Annotated in this window: 20 protein-coding genes; all 20 read left to right on the top strand. The window is 67.7% G+C overall.

The genetic code is table 11. The features are described 5' to 3' along the window. Window positions 1-89 precede the first annotated feature (89 nt). The 20 genes from mraZ to AB0N75_RS11655 all read left to right on the top strand — a co-directional run bounded on the left by mraZ (window position 90) and on the right by AB0N75_RS11655 (window position 21,442). Window positions 90-521: a division/cell wall cluster transcriptional repressor MraZ gene (mraZ, locus tag AB0N75_RS11560; protein WP_127514456.1), complete on the top strand. Its 432-nt coding sequence runs from the start codon at window positions 90-92 to the stop codon at window positions 519-521. Window positions 522-729: 208 nt separating this feature from the next. Then, entirely contained in the window at window positions 730-1,719 is a 990-nt protein-coding gene (gene rsmH, locus AB0N75_RS11565; RefSeq protein ID WP_364649628.1) for a 16S rRNA (cytosine(1402)-N(4))-methyltransferase RsmH, read from the top strand. Further along, on the top strand, window positions 1,716-2,381 hold the full coding sequence (locus AB0N75_RS11570; protein WP_364649631.1) for a hypothetical protein: 666 nt from the start codon (window positions 1,716-1,718) through the stop codon (window positions 2,379-2,381). The genes rsmH and AB0N75_RS11570 overlap by 4 nt, the downstream gene beginning before the upstream one ends. A 27-nt stretch (window positions 2,382-2,408) precedes the next feature. Next, entirely contained in the window at window positions 2,409-4,187 is a 1,779-nt protein-coding gene (locus AB0N75_RS11575) for a penicillin-binding protein 2 (RefSeq protein WP_364649634.1), read from the top strand. Continuing rightward, on the top strand, window positions 4,184-5,842 hold the full coding sequence (locus AB0N75_RS11580) for a UDP-N-acetylmuramoyl-L-alanyl-D-glutamate--2,6-diaminopimelate ligase (RefSeq protein WP_364649637.1): 1,659 nt from the start codon (window positions 4,184-4,186) through the stop codon (window positions 5,840-5,842). The genes AB0N75_RS11575 and AB0N75_RS11580 overlap by 4 nt, the downstream gene beginning before the upstream one ends. Before the next feature lie 6 nt (window positions 5,843-5,848). Beyond that, the gene (gene murF / locus AB0N75_RS11585) at window positions 5,849-7,372 is read left to right on the top strand and encodes a UDP-N-acetylmuramoyl-tripeptide--D-alanyl-D-alanine ligase (protein WP_364649640.1); all 1,524 of its coding nucleotides are present in this window, start codon (window positions 5,849-5,851) and stop codon (window positions 7,370-7,372) included. Beyond that, entirely contained in the window at window positions 7,369-8,481 is a 1,113-nt protein-coding gene (gene mraY, locus AB0N75_RS11590; RefSeq protein ID WP_364649643.1) for a phospho-N-acetylmuramoyl-pentapeptide-transferase, read from the top strand. Before murF ends, mraY begins: the two co-directional genes overlap by 4 nt. Window positions 8,482-8,534: 53 nt before the next feature. Beyond that, the gene (gene murD, locus AB0N75_RS11595) at window positions 8,535-10,010 is read left to right on the top strand and encodes a UDP-N-acetylmuramoyl-L-alanine--D-glutamate ligase (RefSeq protein ID WP_364650175.1); all 1,476 of its coding nucleotides are present in this window, start codon (window positions 8,535-8,537) and stop codon (window positions 10,008-10,010) included. Beyond that, the gene (gene ftsW, locus AB0N75_RS11600) at window positions 10,010-11,326 is read left to right on the top strand and encodes a putative lipid II flippase FtsW (RefSeq protein WP_364649646.1); all 1,317 of its coding nucleotides are present in this window, start codon (window positions 10,010-10,012) and stop codon (window positions 11,324-11,326) included. Before murD ends, ftsW begins: the two co-directional genes overlap by 1 nt. Before the next feature lie 43 nt (window positions 11,327-11,369). Further along, a complete protein-coding gene (gene murG, locus AB0N75_RS11605; RefSeq protein ID WP_364649649.1) occupies window positions 11,370-12,479 on the top strand; it encodes an undecaprenyldiphospho-muramoylpentapeptide beta-N-acetylglucosaminyltransferase in 1,110 nt (369 codons plus the stop codon). Further along, window positions 12,476-13,900 (top strand): UDP-N-acetylmuramate--L-alanine ligase, encoded by a 1,425-nt coding sequence (gene murC / locus AB0N75_RS11610; protein WP_364649652.1) that lies wholly within the window; start codon window positions 12,476-12,478, stop codon window positions 13,898-13,900. Before murG ends, murC begins: the two co-directional genes overlap by 4 nt. Window positions 13,901-14,253: 353 nt before the next feature. Then, entirely contained in the window at window positions 14,254-15,066 is an 813-nt protein-coding gene (locus tag AB0N75_RS11615; protein ID WP_364649655.1) for a cell division protein FtsQ/DivIB, read from the top strand. Between the two features lie 227 nt (window positions 15,067-15,293). After that, a complete protein-coding gene (ftsZ, locus tag AB0N75_RS11620) occupies window positions 15,294-16,484 on the top strand; it encodes a cell division protein FtsZ (protein WP_364649658.1) in 1,191 nt (396 codons plus the stop codon). A 22-nt stretch (window positions 16,485-16,506) separates the two neighbouring features. Beyond that, window positions 16,507-17,220, top strand: coding sequence for a polyphenol oxidase family protein (locus AB0N75_RS11625; RefSeq protein ID WP_364649661.1), 714 nt, complete (start codon window positions 16,507-16,509; stop codon window positions 17,218-17,220). After that, complete coding sequence (locus tag AB0N75_RS11630) at window positions 17,217-17,966, top strand: YggS family pyridoxal phosphate-dependent enzyme (RefSeq protein ID WP_364649664.1); 750 nt, start codon at window positions 17,217-17,219, stop codon at window positions 17,964-17,966. Before AB0N75_RS11625 ends, AB0N75_RS11630 begins: the two co-directional genes overlap by 4 nt. A gap of 94 nt (window positions 17,967-18,060) precedes the next feature. Continuing rightward, window positions 18,061-18,579: a cell division protein SepF gene (gene sepF / locus AB0N75_RS11635; protein WP_364649667.1), complete on the top strand. Its 519-nt coding sequence runs from the start codon at window positions 18,061-18,063 to the stop codon at window positions 18,577-18,579. Window positions 18,580-18,648: 69 nt separating this feature from the next. Beyond that, entirely contained in the window at window positions 18,649-18,936 is a 288-nt protein-coding gene (locus AB0N75_RS11640) for a YggT family protein (RefSeq protein WP_127514426.1), read from the top strand. A 150-nt stretch (window positions 18,937-19,086) separates the two neighbouring features. After that, the gene (locus AB0N75_RS11645) at window positions 19,087-19,752 is read left to right on the top strand and encodes a DivIVA domain-containing protein (RefSeq protein ID WP_364649670.1); all 666 of its coding nucleotides are present in this window, start codon (window positions 19,087-19,089) and stop codon (window positions 19,750-19,752) included. Window positions 19,753-19,881: 129 nt separating this feature from the next. Next, entirely contained in the window at window positions 19,882-20,514 is a 633-nt protein-coding gene (lspA, locus tag AB0N75_RS11650) for a signal peptidase II (protein WP_364649673.1), read from the top strand. After that, a complete protein-coding gene (locus AB0N75_RS11655) occupies window positions 20,507-21,442 on the top strand; it encodes an RluA family pseudouridine synthase (RefSeq protein ID WP_364649676.1) in 936 nt (311 codons plus the stop codon). Before lspA ends, AB0N75_RS11655 begins: the two co-directional genes overlap by 8 nt. The last annotated feature ends 12 nt before the right edge of the window (window positions 21,443-21,454 follow it).

The raw sequence follows: 21,454 nt of genomic DNA on the forward strand, positions 1-21,454 counted from the left end.
TGGCGTGATGTGGAGTAAAGTGGAGGACATAAGAGGGTAGTGGTGACGCAGGGGGTCGACGGTCTCCTCCAATCGGCAAGGCGGTGGCGATGTTCCTCGGGACACATTCGCCGCGGCTGGATGAGAAGGGGCGCCTGATACTTCCCGCAAAGTTCCGCGATGAGCTTGCCGACGGCCTCGTCCTGACGAGGGGCCAGGAGCGTTGCATCTACGTTTTCAGCCAGAAGGAATTCGAACGGGTACACGAGGAGATGCGGAAAGCTCCGATATCTTCCCGCCAGGCCCGTGACTACATTCGAGTCTTTCTGTCCGGAGCCTCTGACGAAGTGCCTGACAAGCAGGGCCGGGTCACCATCCCGGCGGCCCTGCGAAGCTATGCAGGACTGGGCAGGGAACTGGCAGTGATCGGTGCGGGTACCCGCGCGGAGATCTGGGACGCCCAGGCCTGGGACAACTACCTCCTGGAGCAGGAAACCGCCTTCTCCGAAACAGACGAAGACGTATTGCCCGGAGTCTTCTGACCCGGTACCACAACACGACACGCGGCACGGACGTTCTTGGATGAGATCTCCAGCCGCCCGGCAGGTTCAACCTGGCTCACTTCCCCGGAGCCAGGCGGAGCAGGCCAGGCGCGGATGGGGATCTGGTCCAAGGACCTTCGGCCTTAAAGACACCAGGGCCGACCGGCCCGCCGAACGCGACCGATAGCAGCAGGAAGAGGCATCCAGGATGAACAGCGAGCGGCCAGCAGGGGAGCGCCACGTCCCGGTGCTCCGCGACCGCTGCATCAACCTGCTCGCTCCCGCCATCGAGCGCGCTATCGAAGAACGAGGCCGGGCCGTCGTGGTCGACGCCACCCTGGGCATGGGCGGACATTCGGAGGCCATGCTGCAGCGCTTTCCACAGCTGCACTTGGTCGGCATTGACCGGGACGAGCAAGCGTTGGCTCTCGCTGGGGAACGGCTTCGGCCTTTCGCGGAGCGCACCGACCTGGTCCACGCCGTTTACGACGAGATCGCCGACGCGGTCGAAGACCTGGGCTTCGGGCAAATCGACGGCGCCCTGTTCGATTTGGGCGTGTCCTCGCTCCAGCTGGACGAGCGCGACCGCGGCTTTGCCTACTCCTACGATGCTCCGCTGGACATGCGGATGGATACCAGCCGGGGCATGACGGCCGCGGACGTCGTCAACACGTACACCGAGGCGGACCTGGTGCGCATCATCCGGCGCTGGGGCGAGGAGAAGTTCGCCGGCCGCATCGCCTCCAGCATTGTTGCTGCCCGGGATGCCGCCCCGCTGACCACCACGGGCGAGCTGGTGGAAGCCATCCGCAAGGTGGTGCCGGCCGCCGCGGCCCGCACCGGCGGCCACCCGGCCAAGCGGACTTTCCAGGCGCTGCGCATCGAAGTCAACGAGGAGCTGGACGTGCTCGAGCGGGCGTTGCCCGCCGCGATCGACGTGCTGGCCCTCGGCGGGCGGATCGTCGTGATGTCATACCACTCGCTCGAGGACAAGATCACCAAATCGGTGTTCAGCCAGCTCGCGAAGTCCTCCGCGCCGCGTGGATTCCCCGTCGAGCTGGAAGAACACAAGCCGCAGTTGAAGACCTTGACCAAGGGCACGGAAGTACCCACGGCAGCAGAAATCGAAGAGAACCCGCGTGCGGCATCCGCCAAACTGCGGGCGGTAGAACGGATCCGGAACAGGAGTGCACAATGAGTGCCAGTGCCCACGCAGCCCGTCCCGAGCAGCAGCAGTATGTGCACGGCAGTGCGGCCCCGGCCGGCCGTCCCGGCGCTTCACCCCGGCAAGCGCCCCGCCGTACCCCTCTGTCCCTGGTTCCCAACAGCCCGGCCCGCAAGCGGGTGCCGTTCGCCCTCTTCTGCTTCACCGTTTTGGTGCTGGCCCTTGGCAGCGTGCTGGTGCTGAACATCTCGGTGTCCAGCGGTCAGTACAAACTGGTGGAGCTGCGCAACGAGCAGGTGTCGCTGGCCCAAGCGAACGAAAAACTGACACAGCAGCTGGAAAACAACCAGGCTCCGCAGAATCTGGCCGCCAAGGCGGCAGACTTGGGAATGGTAACGTCGCCGTCGGTCGGCTCCATCGATCTGGGAAGCCAGAAAGTTACCGGGAAGCCGAAGGCTGCCGAACCGGGCGCCGCGCCGGAGCTGTTGGTGGCGCAGCCGGAAAACCCCGGCCACCAGCCGGCGGCAAAGGCCAAGACGGAGAAGAAGAACAGCGAGGCCGCAGCAGCAAAGCCGGCAGCCCAGTCCGCGGCCGCGGCAGAAGCTGCGGCCGCAGAGAAGGCAGCGAAGAAGAACGACGAGAAGCAGCTCAACGGCGGCAGCATCCCGGCGCCGAAGCAACAGAGCGGGCAGTAACTGTCCGGCAACGCAAACGAGGTACCTGTGGCAGCACCAACGGCCAAGCGCCAGCCCCCCGACCGGACGGCGAGGGCCACCCGGCGGCTCCGGGCCGGACTCGCCATTGTGCTGATCCTGCTGGTGATCCTCGGGGCCCGTCTGTTCCAGCTGCAGGGATTGGACACCGCCGGCATGGCGCAGGCTGCCGTGGACAAGCGCCTACGCACCGTCGACCTGCCGGCGCTGCGCGGTGAAATTCTCGATGCCAACAACAAGGTGCTGGCCCGCAGCGTCCAGCGGTTCGACATCGTGGTGGACCAGCGGCTGGTGGAGGACTACACCCGGTTCGACCCGATCCGCCAGGAATCCGAAGACATCAAGATCGCCGACGCCATCGCGGAGCTGGCCGGAATCCTGGGCCAGGACGCGAAGACGGTCACCAAAGCCGTCACCGGCGACAAGCCCTTCAACTACGTGGCCAAGTCCGTCACCCCGGAAGTCCAGCAGAAGATCGATGACCTGGCCTTCCCCGGGCTGTCCGCGCAAGCGACCACCACGCGCAACTACCCGGCCGGTGCCGTAGCCGGTGCCGTGGTCGGCTTCATGCGCTCTGACGGCGTGCCGCTCGAAGGCATCGAGGCGTCCCAGAACGACGTCCTCTCCGGGACGCCCGGCACCAAGACCTACGAAATCGGCGCCGATGGCATCCGCATTCCGGTGGGCACCAATGAAGAGGTCCCGGCGGTCAACGGCCAGAGCGTCCGCCTGACCCTGAACACCGATATCCAGTGGTACGCGCAGGAAGTCATCGCGGAAACCGTCAAAGACTACGGCGCCGAATACGGCACCGTCGTCGTTCTTAATGCCAAGACCGGCGATCTGATTGCGCTGGCGGATTCCACCACGGTGGATCCCAACGACCCAGGTGCCACTCCCGACGGCGACCGTCAGTCGATGGCGGTGACACGCGCCTTCGAGCCCGGCTCGACCACCAAGATGATCACCATGGCGGCCGCGATCGAAGAAGGGATCACCACCCCGGCGTCGCGCTACACCATCCCGCCCAAATACACGGTCAACGGCCAGACCTTTCAGGACGCCACACCGCACGGCACGCTGACGCGCACCACGGCGGGCATCTTTGCCCAGTCGCTGAATACCGGGACCACCATGATCAGCCAGCAGCTGACCCGGCAGCAGCGGTATGACTACCTGCGGAAGTTTGGCATCGGCCAGGGGTTCGACATCGGCATCGGCGGCGCCACTCCCGGTTTGCTGGCCGCTCCCGAGACCTGGGACGGGCGGCAGGAGTTCACCGTCATGTTCGGCCAGGGCCTCGCGCAGACCGCGCTGCACACGGCCGTGGCGTTCGGCACCATCGCCAACAACGGCGTGCTGATGCAGCCGCGGCTCATCGATGCCTACATCGACCCGGACGGCACCGAGCATGAGGTGCCTGCCAAGAAGGGCAGCCGGGCTGTCTCCAAGAAGACCGCCAACAAGGTGCAGGACATGTTGGAGACCAACCCGAAGTACCACAGCGGCAAGGCCGGTAACATTGAGGACTACCGGATCGGGGTCAAGACCGGAACCGCCGAAGCGCCCTCCGCCAGCGGGGGGTTCAGCGGCTACACCATCTCGATGGCCGGCATCGCCCCGATGGAGGATCCGGAGTTCGTCGTCGTTGCGACCATCCAGCGGCCGCAGGGCGGCGTGCTGACGCTGACCGCCGGACCGACGTTCAAGAAGGTCATGACGCAGGTCCTCAATGCCTACAACGTGCCGCCGTCCACCAGCAAACGGGTCGACCTGCCGCTGGAATGAGCCAACCTGGAGAATATGTGAGTTCCACCGCCGACCAGTCCCACCGGTCCGCCTCGCCCCTGCGGCCCCCAACGGTCAGGCCGGTCCGTCTGGCGGAGCTGCGCGTCGCCCTGCAGCACCGCGGCCTTCCGGTCCCGGAAAGCGGACCGGCCACGGACGAGCTGGCCTTCACCGGCATCACCATCGATTCACGCTCGGTGGAGCCGGGGGACCTGTACATCGGCTTGCCCGGGGCCCGCCGGCACGGCGCCGGATTTGCCGCCCAGGCGGAGGCGGCCGGGGCAGCGGCCATCTTGACTGACGACGACGGCGCCCGACTGGCCGCCGAGAACGCCCCGGGGCTGCCGGTGCTGCGTTCGGCCGGCCTGCGTGCCCTCGTGGGACCATTGGCGGCCGCCATCTACCGCAGCCAGCCCGAGGGCGGCGGGGCGCCGACGCTGTTCGGCGTGACCGGGACCAACGGCAAGACCACCACCACCTACTTCATCAATTCCCTGCTGGCGGCGCTGGGACTGTGCAGCGGATTGATCGGCACCATCGAGATCAAGGCGGGCTCCGAGGCGATTCCCAGCGCCTTGACCACGCCGGAATCGCCCGAAGTGCACGGGCTGCTGGCCCTGATGCGCGAACGGGGACTGGACGCCGCCGCGATGGAAGTCTCCTCGCACGCCATTTCCTACCGGCGCGTGGATGCCGTCCGGTTCGACGTGGCAGGGTTCACCAACCTGACCCAGGACCACCTGGACCTGCACGGCAGCATGGACGAGTACTTCGACACCAAGGCCCGCCTGTTCGAACCCGAACGGGCCCGCCGGGCGGTGGTCTGCGTTGACGACGACTGGGGCCGCCGGCTCGCCAAACGGGCGCAGGCCGGGGGAGTGGAGACGGCAACGCTGGCTACGAGCGGCGGCGGCGCCGACTGGGCCGTACGCGGCGTGGTCCGCGAAGGCCTGGGGCACCGGTTCGAGCTGCACGGCCCCGCCGGCGAGGTGCTGCGGCTGCACACCGGCCTGCCGGGCACCTTCAACATTTCCAACGCCGCACTGGCCGTGGTCATGGTGCTGGCGTCCGGGACCGATCCGGCGCGGCTGCAGGAGGCGCTGGACAGCGCTGACCCGCTCACCGTTGAGGTGCCCGGGCGGATGCAACTGATCAGTGAGAACCCGGCGGCCATCGTCGACTTCGCGCACAACCCGGACGCGCTGGAAAGGACCTTGGCCTCGGTGCGGCGTCCCGAGCCCGGCGCCCGGGTGATTGTGGTATTCGGCGCCACGGGGGAGCGCGACCAGACCAAGCGCCCGCTGATGGGGGCCATCGCCGCCCGGCTGGCGGACGTCGTCGTCATCAGCGACGATGACCCGCACGGCGAAGACGCGGCCCAGATTCGCGCCGATGTGCTGGCCGGTGCCCGTGCCGCTGCCGAGAAGGAACACTTGTCCGCCGACATCATGGAGGTTTTCCCGCGCGCGGCGGCCATCGAGCATGCCGTAGCCATCGCTGCGCCGTCGGACACGGTGCTGGTTGCCGGCCGCGGTCACGAGGTCTGGCAGGAGGTCAACGGGGAGAATCTGGCCCTCGATGACCGGGTGGAACTGCGCGAGGCGCTGCAGCGGCACGGATTCGGACTGCTCTCCCCGAAGGCGGTAGAGTCCTAGATCGTCATGATTGAACTAACTGCAGCCGATATTGCGGCGATAACAGGCGGACGGGTCATTGGGGAGCCGGTCGACGGCACGGGGGAGACTGCCGACATCACCGTGAGTTCCGCCACCACAGATTCCCGCGAGATCGAACCCGGCGGCCTGTTCGTGGCCAAGCCGGGCGAGAGCGCAGACGGCCACTTCTACGTTGGCACGGCCTTCGAAACCGGCGCCGTGCTCGCGCTGACCGAACGCGAAGTTTCCGATTCCTCGGGCCGGATCCTGCCGCAGATCATTGTGGCCGACGCCGTGCTGGCCATGGGTGCCATCGCCGCGGCCATCGTGGCCCGGCTGCGCGCCGCCTCGGGGCTCGAGGTTGTGGGCATTACCGGCAGCGCCGGCAAAACCACCACCAAGGACCTGCTGGCCGGCATCTTGGGCCAGGTGGCGCCCACGGTGGCACCGATCGGCTCCTACAACGGCGAGGTCGGCGTGCCGCTGACAGTCTTCGCCGCCGGTTTCGACACCCGCTACCTTGTGGTGGAAATGGGGGCCACGGGCATCGGCCACATCGAGTACCTGGCCGACATGGTCAAGCCGGGCATCGGCGTGGTGCTGGGCGTGGGCAGCGCCCACGCCGGGGAATTCGGCGGAGTGGAAAACATTGCCATCGCCAAGGGCGAGCTGGCCGAGGCGCTGCCCGCCGACGGAACAGCCGTGCTCAACGCCGACGATCCCCGGGTCAAGGCGATGGCCGCCCGCACCGGCGCGCAGGTGCTCTACTTCAGCTCCGACGACAATTTCAGCCTGCCCGCCGACAGCACCGCACAGCTGCTGCGGGCCCGCGGAGCCGGCATCAATGAGGCCGGCCACCCCGAATTCACGCTGTGCTTCCCGGACGGCAGCGAGCACCCGGTCACGTCCGGCCTGATCGGGATCCACCACGTGGCCAACCTGCTGGCTGCCGCCGGCGCCGCCTGGGCCCTGGGCGTCTCCCCAGAAACCATCGCCGCGGGCCTGGGCGGGCGCGGCCCGGCCAGCCGCTGGCGGATGGAACGGACCGAGCGGCCGGACGGCGTGACCGTGATCAACGATGCCTACAACGCCAACCCGGAATCCATGCGGGCGGCGCTGCGCACACTGGCCGAACTTGGCCGCGGCCGCCGCACCTGGGCGGTGCTGGGCGAGATGCTGGAACTGGGCGACGACTCCGTTCATGAACACGACGCGATCGGACGGACCGTGGTCCGGCTTAACATCTCGCGCCTGATCGTGGTCGGCGCCGGCGCCAGGGCCATGCACACCGGAGCCGTGATGGAAGGCTCCTGGGGCGACGAGTCGATGTGGGTCGCCAGCCCGGAGGAGGCCCACCGCGTGCTCGAAGAGCAGCTGGAACCGGGCGATCTGGTGCTGTTCAAGTCCTCCAACGGAGCCGGCCTGCGGTTCCTGGGCGACCGGGTAGCATTAGGAAACCCGTCGTCGGACGATCCCGCGGCGGCTGCAGTGCGCGGTTCCGCAACCCAAGAGGAAGGCCTGGCGCAGTGATAGCCCTGCTGATCGGTTCTGCCTTGGCGCTGGTGCTGTCGCTGCTCGGAACGCCGTTGTTCATCAAGCTGCTGGTGAAGAAGGGCTACGGTCAGTTCATCCGCGACGACGGCCCGACGGCGCACCACACCAAGCGCGGAACGCCCACCATGGGCGGCGTGGTCATCGTGGCCACCGTGGTGGTGGCCTATTTCGCCACCCACCTGGGCATGTGGCTGATCAACGGGGGAGCGCACCAGGGACCCACAGCCTCCGGCGGCGTGCTGCTGCTGCTGATGGCCGGCATGGGCCTGGTGGGCTTCCTGGACGACTTCATCAAGATCTCCAAGCAACGCAGCCTCGGCCTCAGGGCCTGGGCGAAGATCGTGCTGCAGGGCCTTGTCGGCATCATTTTTGCCGTGCTGGCCCTGAACTTTCCGGACAGCCTGGGCCGGACACCGGCGTCGCTGAACATCTCCTTCACCCGGGACATTCCCTGGCTGGACCTTGCCTTCGGCGGCACGGTCCTTGGCACCATCCTGTTCATCATCTGGTCCAACATCATTGTCACCGCGGCCACCAACGGCGTGAACCTGACCGACGGGCTGGATGGGCTCGCCGCGGGCGCATCGGTGATGGTCTGCGGGGCCTACATGCTGATGGGCATCTGGCAGTTCAACCAGAGCTGCGGCTCCGTCAAGGTGCCCGGTGAGGCCTGCTATGAAGTGCGCGACCCGCTGGACCTGGCGTTGCTCGCCGGTGCGCTGGTCGGTGCGCTGATCGGGTTCCTGTGGTGGAACACCTCGCCCGCCAAGATCTTCATGGGCGACACCGGTTCGCTGGCCATCGGCGGCGCCATTGCCGGCTTCGCCATCCTGTCCCGCAGCGAATTGCTGCTGGTGGTCATGGCCGGCCTGTTCGTCATCATCGCGCTCTCCGTGATCATCCAGGTGGCCTTCTTCAAGCTCAGCGGCGGTAAACGGGTCTTCAAGATGGCCCCGCTGCAGCACCACTTCGAGTTGAAGGGCTGGGCCGAAGTCACCGTGGTGGTGCGTTTCTGGATCATCGCCGGGCTCTGCGTGGCGGCCGCGCTGGGCATCTTCTACGCGGATTGGGTGCTGGGCTCGTGAACCGTCTTGATTCGCTGACATCCTGGGACTCGGACTGGGCCGGACTGCGCGTAATGGTCGCCGGCATCGGACTGTCGGGATTCTCCGCTGCCGACACGCTGATCGAACTGGGCGCCGCCGTGGTGGTGGTCGACGGCCGCGACACGGAGGAAAACCGGGCCAAGGCCGACACCTTGAAGATTGTTGGCGCCCGCGAAGTGCTGCTAGGTGCCGAGCATGGCAGCGCGTTGCCCGACGTCGGCGGGGAACCTGCCGAACTGGTGGTCACGTCGCCGGGCTGGAGCCCGCAGACGCCGCTGCTGGCCGCCGCCGCGGACGCGGGAATCCCCATCTGGGGCGACGTTGAGTTGGCCTGGCGGGTGCGCGAACGCACCGGGCGGCGCACAGCCGATTGGCTGGCCATCACCGGCACCAATGGCAAGACCACCACGGTGGGAATGGCCGAATCCATGCTGCAGGCAGCCGGGCTGCGTGCCATCGCCGCCGGCAACGTGGGCACACCTATCCTGGACGCCGTGCGCGATCCGATCGGATACGACGTGATCGCCGTCGAACTCTCCAGCTTCCAGCTGCACTGGACCCACAGCATGTCCCCGCTGGCCTCCGTGGTGCTCAACGTGGCCGAAGACCACGTGGACTGGCACGGGTCCTACGCCGCATATCTGGCCGATAAGGCCAAGATCTACGAGCGGACCAGGATCGCGTGCGTCTACAACGCCGAGCAGCGCGAGACCGAGGAGATGGTCGAGGCTGCCGACGTCGTCGAGGGCTGCCGGGCCATCGGTTTCACCACCGGCATGCCGGCCGTGAGCATGGTCGGCGTCGTGGAGCGACTGCTGGTGGACCGGGCCTACATCCAGGAGCGCCGTGACTCGGCGGCCGAGTTGGCCAGTCTGGCCGACCTCGGCGACCTCGCGCCGCGGCACCAGGTTGCCAACGCGTTGGCGGCCGCCGCACTGGTCCGGGCCTACGGCGTGGAGCCGGCCGCGGTACGCGAAGGACTGCGGCGGTTCGATCCGGGATCCCACCGGATCCAGAAAGTTTTGGAGCAGGCCGGGGTGCTCTGGGTCAACGACTCCAAGGCGACCAATCCACACGCTGCCTCGGCCTCGCTGGCGTCCTTTTCCTCGGTGGTGTGGATCGCCGGCGGCTTGTCCAAGGGCGTGAACTACGACGAATTGATCGCGGACCACGCACGCCGGCTGAAGGCCGTAGTGCTGATCGGCACCGACAACTCGGCGCTGCTGGCCTCGTTGCGGCGACACGCGCCGGATGTCCCCGTCATCGGCGTCCCGCCGGAGGAAACTGAAGACAGGATGCCGACGTCGGGCGTCCGCGCCGGCGAGACCGTGATGGCGGCAGCCGTGGAAGCTGCAGCCGGCCTGGCCGCCGACGGGGACACCGTCCTGATGGCCCCGGCTGCCGCGTCGATGGACCAGTTCACGTCCTACGCGCACCGCGGCAATGCGTTCATGGAAGCCGTCCGCCGGTTCGGGGAAGGGCAGGCACCGTCGACCAAGGAGCAGTAATGGCCACCAGCGGCACCCGCAGCGGAAGCCGGACCCCCGCCGTCGTCCGCGAATCCGGCACCGCCGGGACAAAGGATGCCCCTGCGGCTAAGCTCCGGCACCTCCGGGAACGCGGCACCGTTCTGCTGGACCGGATCCAGGGCACGGGAACACAGTCCAGCGGCGCCAGCTATTACCTGATCCTCGGCTCAGCCCTCGCGTTGACCGCCATCGGCCTGCTGATGGTGCTCTCTTCGTCGGCGGTGGAATCCATCGCCGACGACAATTCGCCGTTCAGCCTGTTCATGCGGCAGTCGATCTTCGCGGGTTTAGGCGTCACGGCGATGCTGATTCTCTCCCGCTGGCAGCCGGCCACGTACCGGAGGCTGGCTTGGCCGGCCCTCGCTCTGTCGGTCATCCTGCTGCTGCTGGTTTTCACGCCGCTCGGCGAGTCAGTCGGCGGCAACCGCAACTGGATCACGTTGCCCGGCGGGACGTCCTTGCAGCCCTCGGAAGTCGCCAAGCTGGGCATGTGCCTCTGGATGGCGGCCGTCTTGGCGGCCAAGGAGCGGCTGCTGGGCGACTGGAAGCACCTGGTCATTCCGGTGGTGCTGCCCGGCGCCATCCTGATTGTGGGACCGGTGCTGGCCGGCAATGACCTGGGCACGGCGATGATCCTGATGCTGATCATTGCCGGCGGACTGTTCTTCGCCGGCGCGCCATTGAAACTCTTTGGCATCGCCGGCCTGTGCGCTACTGCACTGGTGCTGCTGCTGGTAGTGGTCAGCCCCAACCGGATGGGCCGCATCCTGATGTGGACCGACCAGGGCTGCGAAACCACCACCGGGCTCAACATGCAGTCCTGCAACGGGCTCTTCGCGCTGGCCTCCGGAGGCTGGTGGGGCGTGGGCCTGGGCCAAAGCCGGCAGAAGTACAACTGGATTCCGGAAGCCCACAACGACTACATCTTCGCCATCATCGGCGAAGAACTGGGGCTGCTCGGCACCATGGTCATCCTCGCCCTGTTCGGCGTCCTGGCCATCGCGCTGGTGCGCACGGTGATGCGCCAGGAGTCCCTTTTCGTGCGGATTTTCGCCGGATCCATCATGGTCTGGATCATCGGCCAGGCCTTCGTGAATATTGCGGTGGTTACCGGCCTGCTGCCGGTGATCGGCGTGCCGCTGCCGTTCATCTCCTACGGTGGCTCCGCGCTGACCGTGACGCTGGCAGCCGTCGGTGTACTCTTGTCCTTTGCCCGGACCGGTGCAGCCGGCCGGAAGAAGCCGGGGGGACTGATCGGCAGGCTGCGGCAGCACACGTCCGCCGGCACCCGCTGAACCCATCCACCAGAAGCCGAGCAGAAGGTAATCCAGCCATACCATGAACATTTCCGAGCCCTCTGTGGTCCTGGCCGGCGGCGGCACGGCGGGGCACGTCAGCCCGCTGCTGGCCATCGCCGGGGCCGTGGTCGAGGCAGCCCCCGCGGCCCGCATCCTCGCCGTCGGCACCGCCGCCGGCATGGAGACCCGGCTGGTTCCCGCCGCCGGCTACGAATTGGCCACCATCGGGCGCGTGCCGCTGCCGCGCCGGCCCTCGCTTGACCTGCTGAAGCTGCCGTTCAAATTCGCCCGGGCCGTGCGCCAGGCCGCCGGCATTATCGATGGCGCGAAGGCCGACGTCGTGGTGGGCGTGGGCGGGTATGTCAGCACGCCCATGTACATCGCGGCCAAGCTGCGCCGGGTACCGATCGTGATCCATGAGGCCAACGCCCGGCCCGGCCTGGCCAACCGGGTGGGGGCCCGGCTGGCCGAACGGGTGGCGGTGGCGTTCAAGGACACCCAGTTGCCCAGGGCCCGCTGGGTCGGCATGCCGATGCGGCGGGAAATCGCCACCCTGGACCGCCCGGCGTCCCGCAGCGCCGCCCGCCTGAGGCTGGGGCTGGCGCCGGAGGAACCGACGCTGATCGTCACCGGCGGCTCATCCGGGGCACTCAGCATCAACCGGACCATCGCCGCGGCGCTGCCGGAACTCGCCGCAGCCGGAATCCAGGTGCTGCACATCACCGGCCGGAACAAGGCGCTGCGTGATGCCGAGGGGCAGTTGCTCACTTCTCCCGGCTACCACCAGGTGGAGTATGTGGACGGCATGCAGGACGTCTACGCCGCGGCGGACCTGCTGTTGGCCCGCGCCGGTGCGGCCACGGTGTGCGAAGTTGCCGCCGTCGGCTTGCCCTCTGTGCTGGTGCCGCTGCCGCACGGAAACGGCGAACAGGCCCTGAACGCGGCCTCCCTGGTGGAGGCAGGCGGCGCGGTGCTGGTCCGGGACGGAGACTTCAGCCCGCGTTGGGTCACGGACGAACTGGTGCCGCTGTTGAAGAACCCGGCGCGGCTGCAGCAGATGTCCGCGGCAGCGCACGGCCTGGGGATCCGTGATGCGGACGCGCGAATGGCACAATTAGTGCTCGAGGCAACGGGGGAGGAGCACCGATGAAAGCCACTGATTTCCACACCACGGCCCGGCTGCCATTCGGCGAGCTCGGCGCGGTTCACTTCATCGGACTCGGCGGCGCCGGCATGTCGGCCATCGCCCGGATCCTGCTGGCCCGCGGCGTGCCGGTATCCGGTTCGGACGCGCGCGACTCGGCCGTCCTGCGCCAACTGGAGGCGCTCGGCGCCACCGTCTTCGTCGGTCACGAGGCGGCCCATATCGGCGGCGCGGACACGGTGGTGGTCTCCACCGCCATCCGGCCGGAGAACCCCGAGCTGCAGGCTGCCGTTGCCGCGGGACTGAACATTGTGCACCGTTCGGTGGCGCTGTCCGCCGCCATGGAGGGGAAGCGGTTGATCGCCGTCGGCGGCACGCACGGCAAAACCACCACCACGGCCATGGCCACGGTGATGCTGCAGGCCGCCGGGCGGGAGCCGTCGTTCGCGATCGGCGGCGATGTGGCGGCGCTGGGCGTCAACGCCGCGCACGGGGAAGGCGACCTGTTTGTCGCCGAAGCGGACGAATCCGACGCCTCGTTCCTGAACTACCGGCCGCAGGTCATCGTGGTGACCAACGTGGAGGCCGACCACCTGGACCACTACGGGTCCGCCGAAGCCGTCTACGCCTCCTTCGACCAGTTCGCGGCGCTGCTCCCCAGCGACGGCACGCTGGTGCTCTGCCTCGACGACGACGGCGCGCGCGCCTTGGCAGATCGGGTGGCAGCATCCGGCGCACCGTGCCGGGTGCTCGGCTACGGCTACGCGGCGGACGCCGAGCTCCGCATTGTTGAGAGCGAATTCGCCGGCTCCGGCAGCGCCAGCCGGATCGAATACCCGGGCGGCACCTGCACGCTGCGGCTCCAAGTGCCGGGCGAGCACAACATCCGCAATGCAGCTGCGGCCGTCGCGGTTGCCATCACGCAGGGTATCGATCCGGCGATCGCGGCCGAGGGGCTGGCCGGCTTCACCGGGGCAGCCAGGCGGTTTGAAGCCAAGGGCGCGGCAGCCGGGGTCCGCGTGTTCGATGACTACGCGCACCATCCCACCGAGGTCCACGCAGCCCTGACAGCCGCGCGCAAGGTGGCGGCCGGACATGCCGTGCACGTGCTCTTCCAGCCGCACCTGTTTTCACGCACCCGGGAGTTCGCCGCGGAATTCGCCCAGGCGCTGCAGTTGGCCGATTCGGCCGCGATCCTGGATATCTATCCCGCGCGTGAAGATCCGATCCCGGGCGTCACCAGCGAACTGATCACCAACCGGCTGCCGGCCGGCAGCTATGCACCGGACCCGGCGCGGGCCGTGGCTGACATCGTGGCCCGCTCACGGCCCGGCGACATTGTGCTGACCGTAGGCGCCGGCGACGTGACCCAATACGGCCCCGTCCTGGTGGAGGCCCTGGAGCAGGCCTCCACCACCGTGCAATGAGTCCGCGCAAGCCACGCACTCCCGCGGCACGCCCTGCCGCCCCGGCGGGACTGTCTGACGACGCGGCACCGGTAGCGGCGGAGCGGCAGCCCGAAAGAACGACGGCGGCCGGCGCGGGCTCCGGGGTACGGCTCACCTCCGGAAGAGTGACGGCGCTGCCGGCACAGGCATCCGGCCAGACGGCTGCGTCCGGGACTGCCGAAACTCCCACGGCCGGGTCCACCTGGCCGAGGGCGGGCAACCGCCGGTCGGAGGGCGGCACGGGGGCACCGGCGTCGTCGGCCGCAGGAAAATCCGCGCCAGGCAAATCCGGCGCAGGAGAATCCGCCGCCGGTAAATCCGCAGCAGCATCGATGCCCCGGCGCGGGGCGGCGGCGGGCCTGCTGGCGCGTTGGCGCCGCCAACAGCCCGAGCCGTCCCACGCATCGCCGGCCGGGCGACCCGACACCACCGTGGTCAGTTTCCCCGAGCCGCCCCGACGCAAGACCCGGCGCCGGCTGCTGATCGCGGCGGGCACCGTCGTCGTGCTCCTGGCCGTGATGACGTCGGTCATCTTCCTGTCCCCGGCGCTGGCGGTGAAGACCATCACCGTGGACGGTGCCGAGCTGACGGACTCCGGCACGCTCAGCGAGGCGCTGGAGCCGCTGAAGGGAATCCCGCTGGCGCGCGTTGGCGAACGGGAAGTGGCTGCCCACGTGGACCACTTTCCGGCGGTCGAGTCCGTGGAAGTCGTCGCCAAACCGCCCTCCGAACTGCATGTGCGGATCATCGAGCGGACCCCCGTCGCAGTGTTGAAGGACGGCAAGAAGTTCGTGCTGATCGATGAATCGGGCAAGGCCTTGGCCTCGGTCCGCAAGCGCAGCGAGGCCAAACTGCCGTTGATCGACGGCGCCAACGCGGCCGAGGATTCCGATGTGTTCGCGTCGATCACCGGCGTGCTCGGCGCGCTGCAGCCGGAGGTGCTGAAACAGCTCGAGCACGCCTCGGCCCGGTCGGTGGACTCGGTGGAACTGCAGTTGACCAACGGCCAGAAGGTGCTGTGGGGGAACGCGGGGCAGCAGGAGCTCAAGGCCACGGTACTGCAGGCCCTGCTGCAGGCGAAAGGCGTTAAGGGCAAAGCCAGCGTCATCGATGTGAGTACGCCCACGCGGCCGGTGACTCGTTGAGGCAGGTTGCAGGCTGCATCGAAACGCAGAGGCCGCCGATCGTGCGACACGCGGAGCCGGGTCATTGTGCAGGCCCGGCCTTCCGTCTAGCGTCTCGGATAGGAACTACTTGACATAACTCTAACCTTCAAGTTGAAGGTTAAGGTTCAGGTGAAACTACCGGACCGGGGACCCGCCCGCTTCGGCAGAACTGATCAGTGCACAGACTCGAGCAAGGGACACAGGACGTGGCAGCACCGCAGAATTACTTGGCCGTCATCAAAGTCGTCGGCATCGGCGGCGGTGGCGTGAATGCCGTCAACCGGATGATCGAGGTGGGGCTCCGCGGCGTGGAGTTCATCGCGATCAATACCGATGCTCAGGCACTGTTGATGAGTGACGCCGACGTCAAGCTCGACGTCGGGCGTGAGCTCACCCGCGGACTGGGCGCCGGAGCCGACCCGGAAGTGGGCCGCAAGGCTGCCGACGACCACGCCGAGGAGATTGAGGAAGTCCTGCGCGGCGCGGACATGGTCTTCGTGACGGCCGGTGAAGGCGGCGGTACCGGTACCGGCGGCGCGCCCGTCGTGGCCCGGATCGCCCGTTCGCTCGGCGCGCTGACCATTGGCGTCGTCACCCGGCCGTTCACCTTCGAGGGCCGCCGCCGGTCGAACCAGGCCGAAACCGGCATCGAAACGCTGCGCGACGAAGTCGACACCCTGATAGTGATCCCGAACGACCGCCTGCTGTCCATCAGCGACCGTAACGTCTCCATGCTGGATGCCTTCCGCTCCGCTGACCAGGTGCTGCTCTCCGGCGTCCAGGGCATTACCGATCTGATCACAACGCCGGGCCTGATCAACCTCGACTTCGCAGACGTCAAGTCCGTGATGCAGGGCGCCGGCTCGGCGCTGATGGGCATCGGCTCCGCCCGCGGTGAGGACCGTGCAGTCAAGGCCGCCGAACTGGCCATCGCGTCTCCGCTTCTGGAGGCCTCCATCGACGGCGCCCACGGTGTGCTGCTCTCGATCCAGGGCGGCTCGGATCTGGGCCTGTTCGAAATCAACGAGGCAGCACGGCTGGTGCAGGAAGTGGCGCACCCCGAGGCGAACATCATCTTCGGCGCCGTCATCGACGACGCCCTCGGCGACGAAGCCCGGGTCACCGTCATCGCCGCCGGGTTCGACCAGGTGGATGTCACGTCCGCAGCCCCGGCGCAGAAGCCGGCCGCGGCGCCGGCAGGTGCCCCTGCCGTGCCTGCCGCGCAGCCCTCCGTGCCCGTTTCCGAACCGACCGAGCACGGCTTCGGCGGCATGGTTTCGCAGTCCGCGCACGTTCCAACCGATGCCGGCTTCGACATGGATCTTCCGGCCATCGTGGAGCCGGACCTGAGCGCGGGCCGGGTCGACGACCTGGATGTTCCGGATTTCTTGAAGTAACCAGTCCAGGAGGGTTCCGGCAGTGTTCTGGTGGAAGCAGCAGGTCCACGCCGGCGTGTGGGCCGCATTCACCGACCGCTCGGCCGGCAACCTCGGCCTGCATGTGGGCGACGACGCCGACGCCGTGCACCGGCGGCGTCGGTCGCTGGAGGGCGCCCTGCCGGTACCGGCCGGTTCGCTGCGGTTCATGAACCAAGTGCATTCGGCCGAGGCCGTGGTCGTGGCGCCCGGGGATCCGGCTTCGACGCAGCCGGCTGTGACGGCCGACGCCCTGGTGAGCCCGGACGGCGCTGTGCCGCTGGCCGTGATGGTTGCGGACTGCCTGCCGGTGCTGCTGGTGGGAACACTGCCCGACGGCGGTGCCGCCACCGCGGTGGCGCATGCCGGCCGCCGCGGACTGCTGGACGGGGTGCTGGCCAACGCCGTTGCCGGGCTTCGGGACGCGGGCGCCGGCGGGCTGCAGGCATGGATCGGGCCGTCCATCTGCGGAGCCTGCTATGAGGTTCCCGAGCAGATGCAGGCCGACGCCGTAGCCAGGATTCCTGAGTTGGCAGCGAGGACCGCATGGGGCACCCCGGCGCTTGATCTCGCCGCCGGGGCCGCCGCAGAGCTGGCCGGACTCGGCGTGCAGGCGCACCGGGTACCTGGCTGCACCCGGGAGGAAGGCCGGTTGTACTCCTACCGGCTGGATCAACGCACCGGCCGGTTCGCCGGCCTGGTCTGGAAGGACGCATGAGCACCAACGCCCGGAAGGCCGAACTGTCAGCGAACCTGGAACGTGTCCGGGAGCGGATCACCCGGGCCGCAGCCGGACGCGCGGCGGAGCCGGAGCTGATTGTGGTGACGAAGTTCTTCCCCGCCTCCGACGTGGCGCTGCTGCACGAGCTGGGCGTAACCGACGTCGGGGAAAACCGGGATCAGGAAGCAGCCGCGAAGGCCGCGGAGCTGTCCGGCCGCGGGCTGCGCTGGCATTTCATCGGCCAGCTGCAGACAAACAAGGCCAAATCGGTGGTCCAGTACGCCGATCTGCTGCATTCGGTGGACCGGCCGCAACTGGTCCAGGCGCTGCGCAAGGCCATGGCGGCCGAGCAGGAACGGCGGCAGGCTGCCGGGCTTGAACCCCGGGCGGCTCTCGGCTGCCTGATCCAGGTGGACCTTGACGAGCCGGACCTGCCGAAGGCAGCCGGAACGGCGGCCCGCGGCGGTGCCCGCCCCGGGGAGATCCTGGCGCTGGCCGACGCCTTGCAGGAGGCCGAGGGGTTGACTCCGGCCGGACTGATGGCGGTCGCGCCGCTGGGCGCAGACCCGGCCCGGGCCTTCGGCCGGTTGGCTGAACTCTCGCATCGGCTCCGGGAGGAGCACCCCGGGGCCGGCATGGTTTCGGCAGGGATGAGCCAGGACCTCGAGGCAGCGGTCGCTGCCGGCGCGACACACCTCCGTGTCGGATCAGATGTCCTCGGACCGCGACCGGCCGTGCGGTAGCGTTTTGGCTAGGCAGGCACTTTGCCGGACCCCAAGTTCGTGACCGGGGCCGCGCAGGGTATGCGGCAGCGCTGAAGACAGGATGGGAGCTACCATGGCAGGCACACTGCGCAAGACAATGATTTATCTTGGGCTCGCCGATGGTGACGAGCACTACGAAGCCGAGCAGGCGGACACCCCCGCTCGAGATGAGGAGCAGCCCGTGGACCAGCCCCGACAGGAGCGCCGCGCTGAGCCTGCGGCGGCACCGGTGAAGCCGGCTGCCGAGGAATACCGTGCCCCGGTGACGCCGATCAAGCGCGCACCCTCTGCCCGCGAGGACGCCACCGTGCTGCACCAGATCACCACCGTGCACCCGCGCTCCTACAACGACGCCAAGATTATTGGCGAGAGTTTCCGCGACGGCATCCCGGTGATCATGAACGTCACAGACATGGGCGAGGCGGAAGCCAAGCGCCTGGTCGATTTCTCCGCCGGACTGGTCTTCGGCCTGCACGGTAGCATTGAACGGGTTACCAATAAGGTTTTCCTGCTCTCGCCGTCGAGCGTGGAAGTGCTGGGTGAGGACCGCAAGTCCAGTGACCAGCAGGCCAGTTTCTTTAACCAGAGCTAGCCCGCCGCACTTCCCGGGAGGCGTGCCGCCCGTCAAAATCCTTCTAGCGCTAGGAATCGTGGAACCGGCGTGTCCATCATTTTCGTCCTGCTGTACCTGATCTTGATGTTGTTCCAGCTGGGCTTGATCGTGCGCATCGTCTTTGAAGTCGTGCAAGCCTTCGCCCGGCGCTGGCGGCCGCGCGGTATCGCCCTGGTCGCGGCTTCCGTCATCTACACCGTGACGGACCCGCCGCTGAAGGGCCTGCGCAGGATCATCCCGCCGCTGCGGATCGGCGGATTCGCGCTTGACCTTGCCTTCCTGGTGTTGTTCCTTGCCGTGACGATCGCCATGGCGGTTGTGGCGGGTTTGGCCTGACCGGCGGCGCGTTAGTGTTCGTCTCCGAAACGATATATTCTGATTCAGATATAGCTGGCGGATGTCCTTGCACGGGGAATATTCGCTACCGTTGTTATGAATCCAGCACGTTGAATTCATGACCCACACGAACCAGTATGAGGTGACCAGATGGCTTTGACGCCAGAAGACGTTGTCAACAAGAGGTTCCAGCCGACTAAGTTTCGCGAAGGCTATGACCAGGATGAGGTCGACGATTTTCTCGATGAGATCGTTGTTGAACTCCGCCGGCTGAACCAGGAGAACGACGAACTTCGCAAGAAGCTGGCTGAAGCCACGTCGGGCCAGGCTCCGGAGGCCTCCGTGCCGGCTCCGGTCTCGGCTGCCCCGAAGACCGAACAGGTCCGCGAACAGGTCAAGGAAGAACCGAAGGTCGAGCCCAAGGCGAAGGAAGAGCCGAAGCCGGCTCCCGCCGCCGCCGCGGCGCCCGAGACCGACCGCTCCGCTACCGCCGAGTCTGCGGCGGGCGTGCTGGCCATGGCCCAGAAGCTCCACGACGAGTACGTCACCGCCGGCGTGGAGCAGCGGGACAAGATCATCGCCGAGGCACAGCTGGAAGCCAGCAGCCTGGTCAATGACGCCGAAGAAAAGAGCCGTAAGACCTTGGGCAACCTCGAGCAGCAGAAGGCCGTGCTGGAGCGCAAGCTCGAGCAGCTGCGCGGTTTCGAGCGCGACTACCGTGCCCGGCTGAAGGCCTACATCGAAGGCCAGCTGCGCGATCTGGAAGCCCGCGGCTCCTTCGCTGCCCCCGAGGTCAAGGACAGCGCCGACGCGTAAGCGCGGAAGGTAACTCAAGGCCCTGTTCCACAGGGCTCCCCATGGCCGGCGCCGGGATCATCCTGCCGCCGGCCATTGCCTTTGGACACCGCATCTGGTGCCCCGGACGGCACTGAAGACGAGAGAGACATGTCAGAAACTCCACCGGCAGCCGACCGATCCAACGACGGGGAGGCTGCCGAGACCGGACAACGCAAGGGCAAGGGCCGGTTCATCCTGCTGCTGACAGGCTGTGCCGCCTTCGCCTACGCCTTTGACCAGTTGACCAAGTGGTGGGTCGTGTCCACCATGACCGAGGGGCAGATCACCCCGGTGCTGCCGCCGCTGCTGCACTGGCATTTCATCCGCAACTCCGGCGCGGCCTTCTCCATCGGCCAGGACCACACCTGGGTGTTCACCCTGGTGATGTCGGCCGTCGCCATTGCGATCCTGGTGTACGCCCGCAAGGTTCGGTCCCTGTGGTGGTCCGTGGCGCTCGGCTTCCTGCTGGGCGGCGCGCTGGGCAATCTGACCGACCGCCTGTTCCGCGAACCAGCTTTCGGCCTCGGGCACGTGGTGGATTTCATCGCCTTCCCCAACTTTGCGATCTTCAACATCGCCGACTCCGCCGTGGTCGGGGCAGTCATCCTGTGGTGCGTGCTGACCTTCATGGGGATTGGCATGGATGGCACCCGGCAGACCGCGAAGGCCGGGGACCGCAGCTCGAACGGGGACGGCAAGCCGGTCGACGGCGGCAAGCCGGCAGGGGAGAGCGGTGACTGACGACATTAGGGTCGTCCAGCTGGACAGCAGTACGGCCGGCGAACGGGCAGACACGGTCGTCGCCGCGCTGCTGGGAATGTCCCGCTCGGCCGCCGCGGCGCTTTTCGGCGACAAATGCGTGGAACTGGATGGCCGGGCCATCGCCAAATCGGCGAAGCTCCCCGAACGGGGGAGCCTGCGCATTGCCGTACCGGAGCAGCGTGATCCGCTCGCCGTCGTGGTGGAAGAGGTTGAGGATTTGAAGATTCTCGGAGACGAGGACGATTTCGTCGTCATCGACAAACCGGTGGGCGTGGCGGCACATCCGTCGCCCGGTTGGGTGGGGCCTACCGTGGTGGGTGCCTTGGCCGCGCGAGGCTACCGGATTTCGACGTCGGGTGCCGCCGAACGTGCCGGGATCGTCCACCGGCTGGACGTGGGAACCTCCGGAGTGATGGTGGTGGCCAAGACCGAGCACGGCTACACCTTGCTGAAGCGGGCGTTCAAGGACCGCACGGTGGACAAGGTCTACCACGCGCTCGTGCAGGGGCTGCCGGATCCGTTAGAGGGCACCATCGACGCGCCGATCGGCCGGCACCCAGGTTACGACTGGCGGTTCGCCGTGGTGGAAGACGGCCGGCATTCGCTGACCCACTATGAGGTCATCGAGGCCTTCGGCAAGGCGTCCTTGGTCGAAGTGCACTTGGAGACCGGCCGGACCCACCAGATCCGCGTGCATTTCTCGGCGCTCCGGCATCCCTGCGCCGGCGACCTGACCTACGGCGCCGACCCCAAACTCGCCGCCGCGCTGGGCCTGACCCGGCAGTGGCTGCATGCCAAAAAGCTTGGCTTCCACCATCCCGGCACCGGGGAGTGGGTTGAATACGAAAGCGAGTACCCGCAGGACCTGGCTTACGCGCTGCAGGCACTGGCCGAACACCGCGTGTAGCCCGGACTCCCT

This window comes from Arthrobacter sp. NPDC089319 (genome assembly GCF_040684925.1).
Taxonomy (GTDB): Bacteria; Actinomycetota; Actinomycetes; order Actinomycetales; family Micrococcaceae; genus Crystallibacter.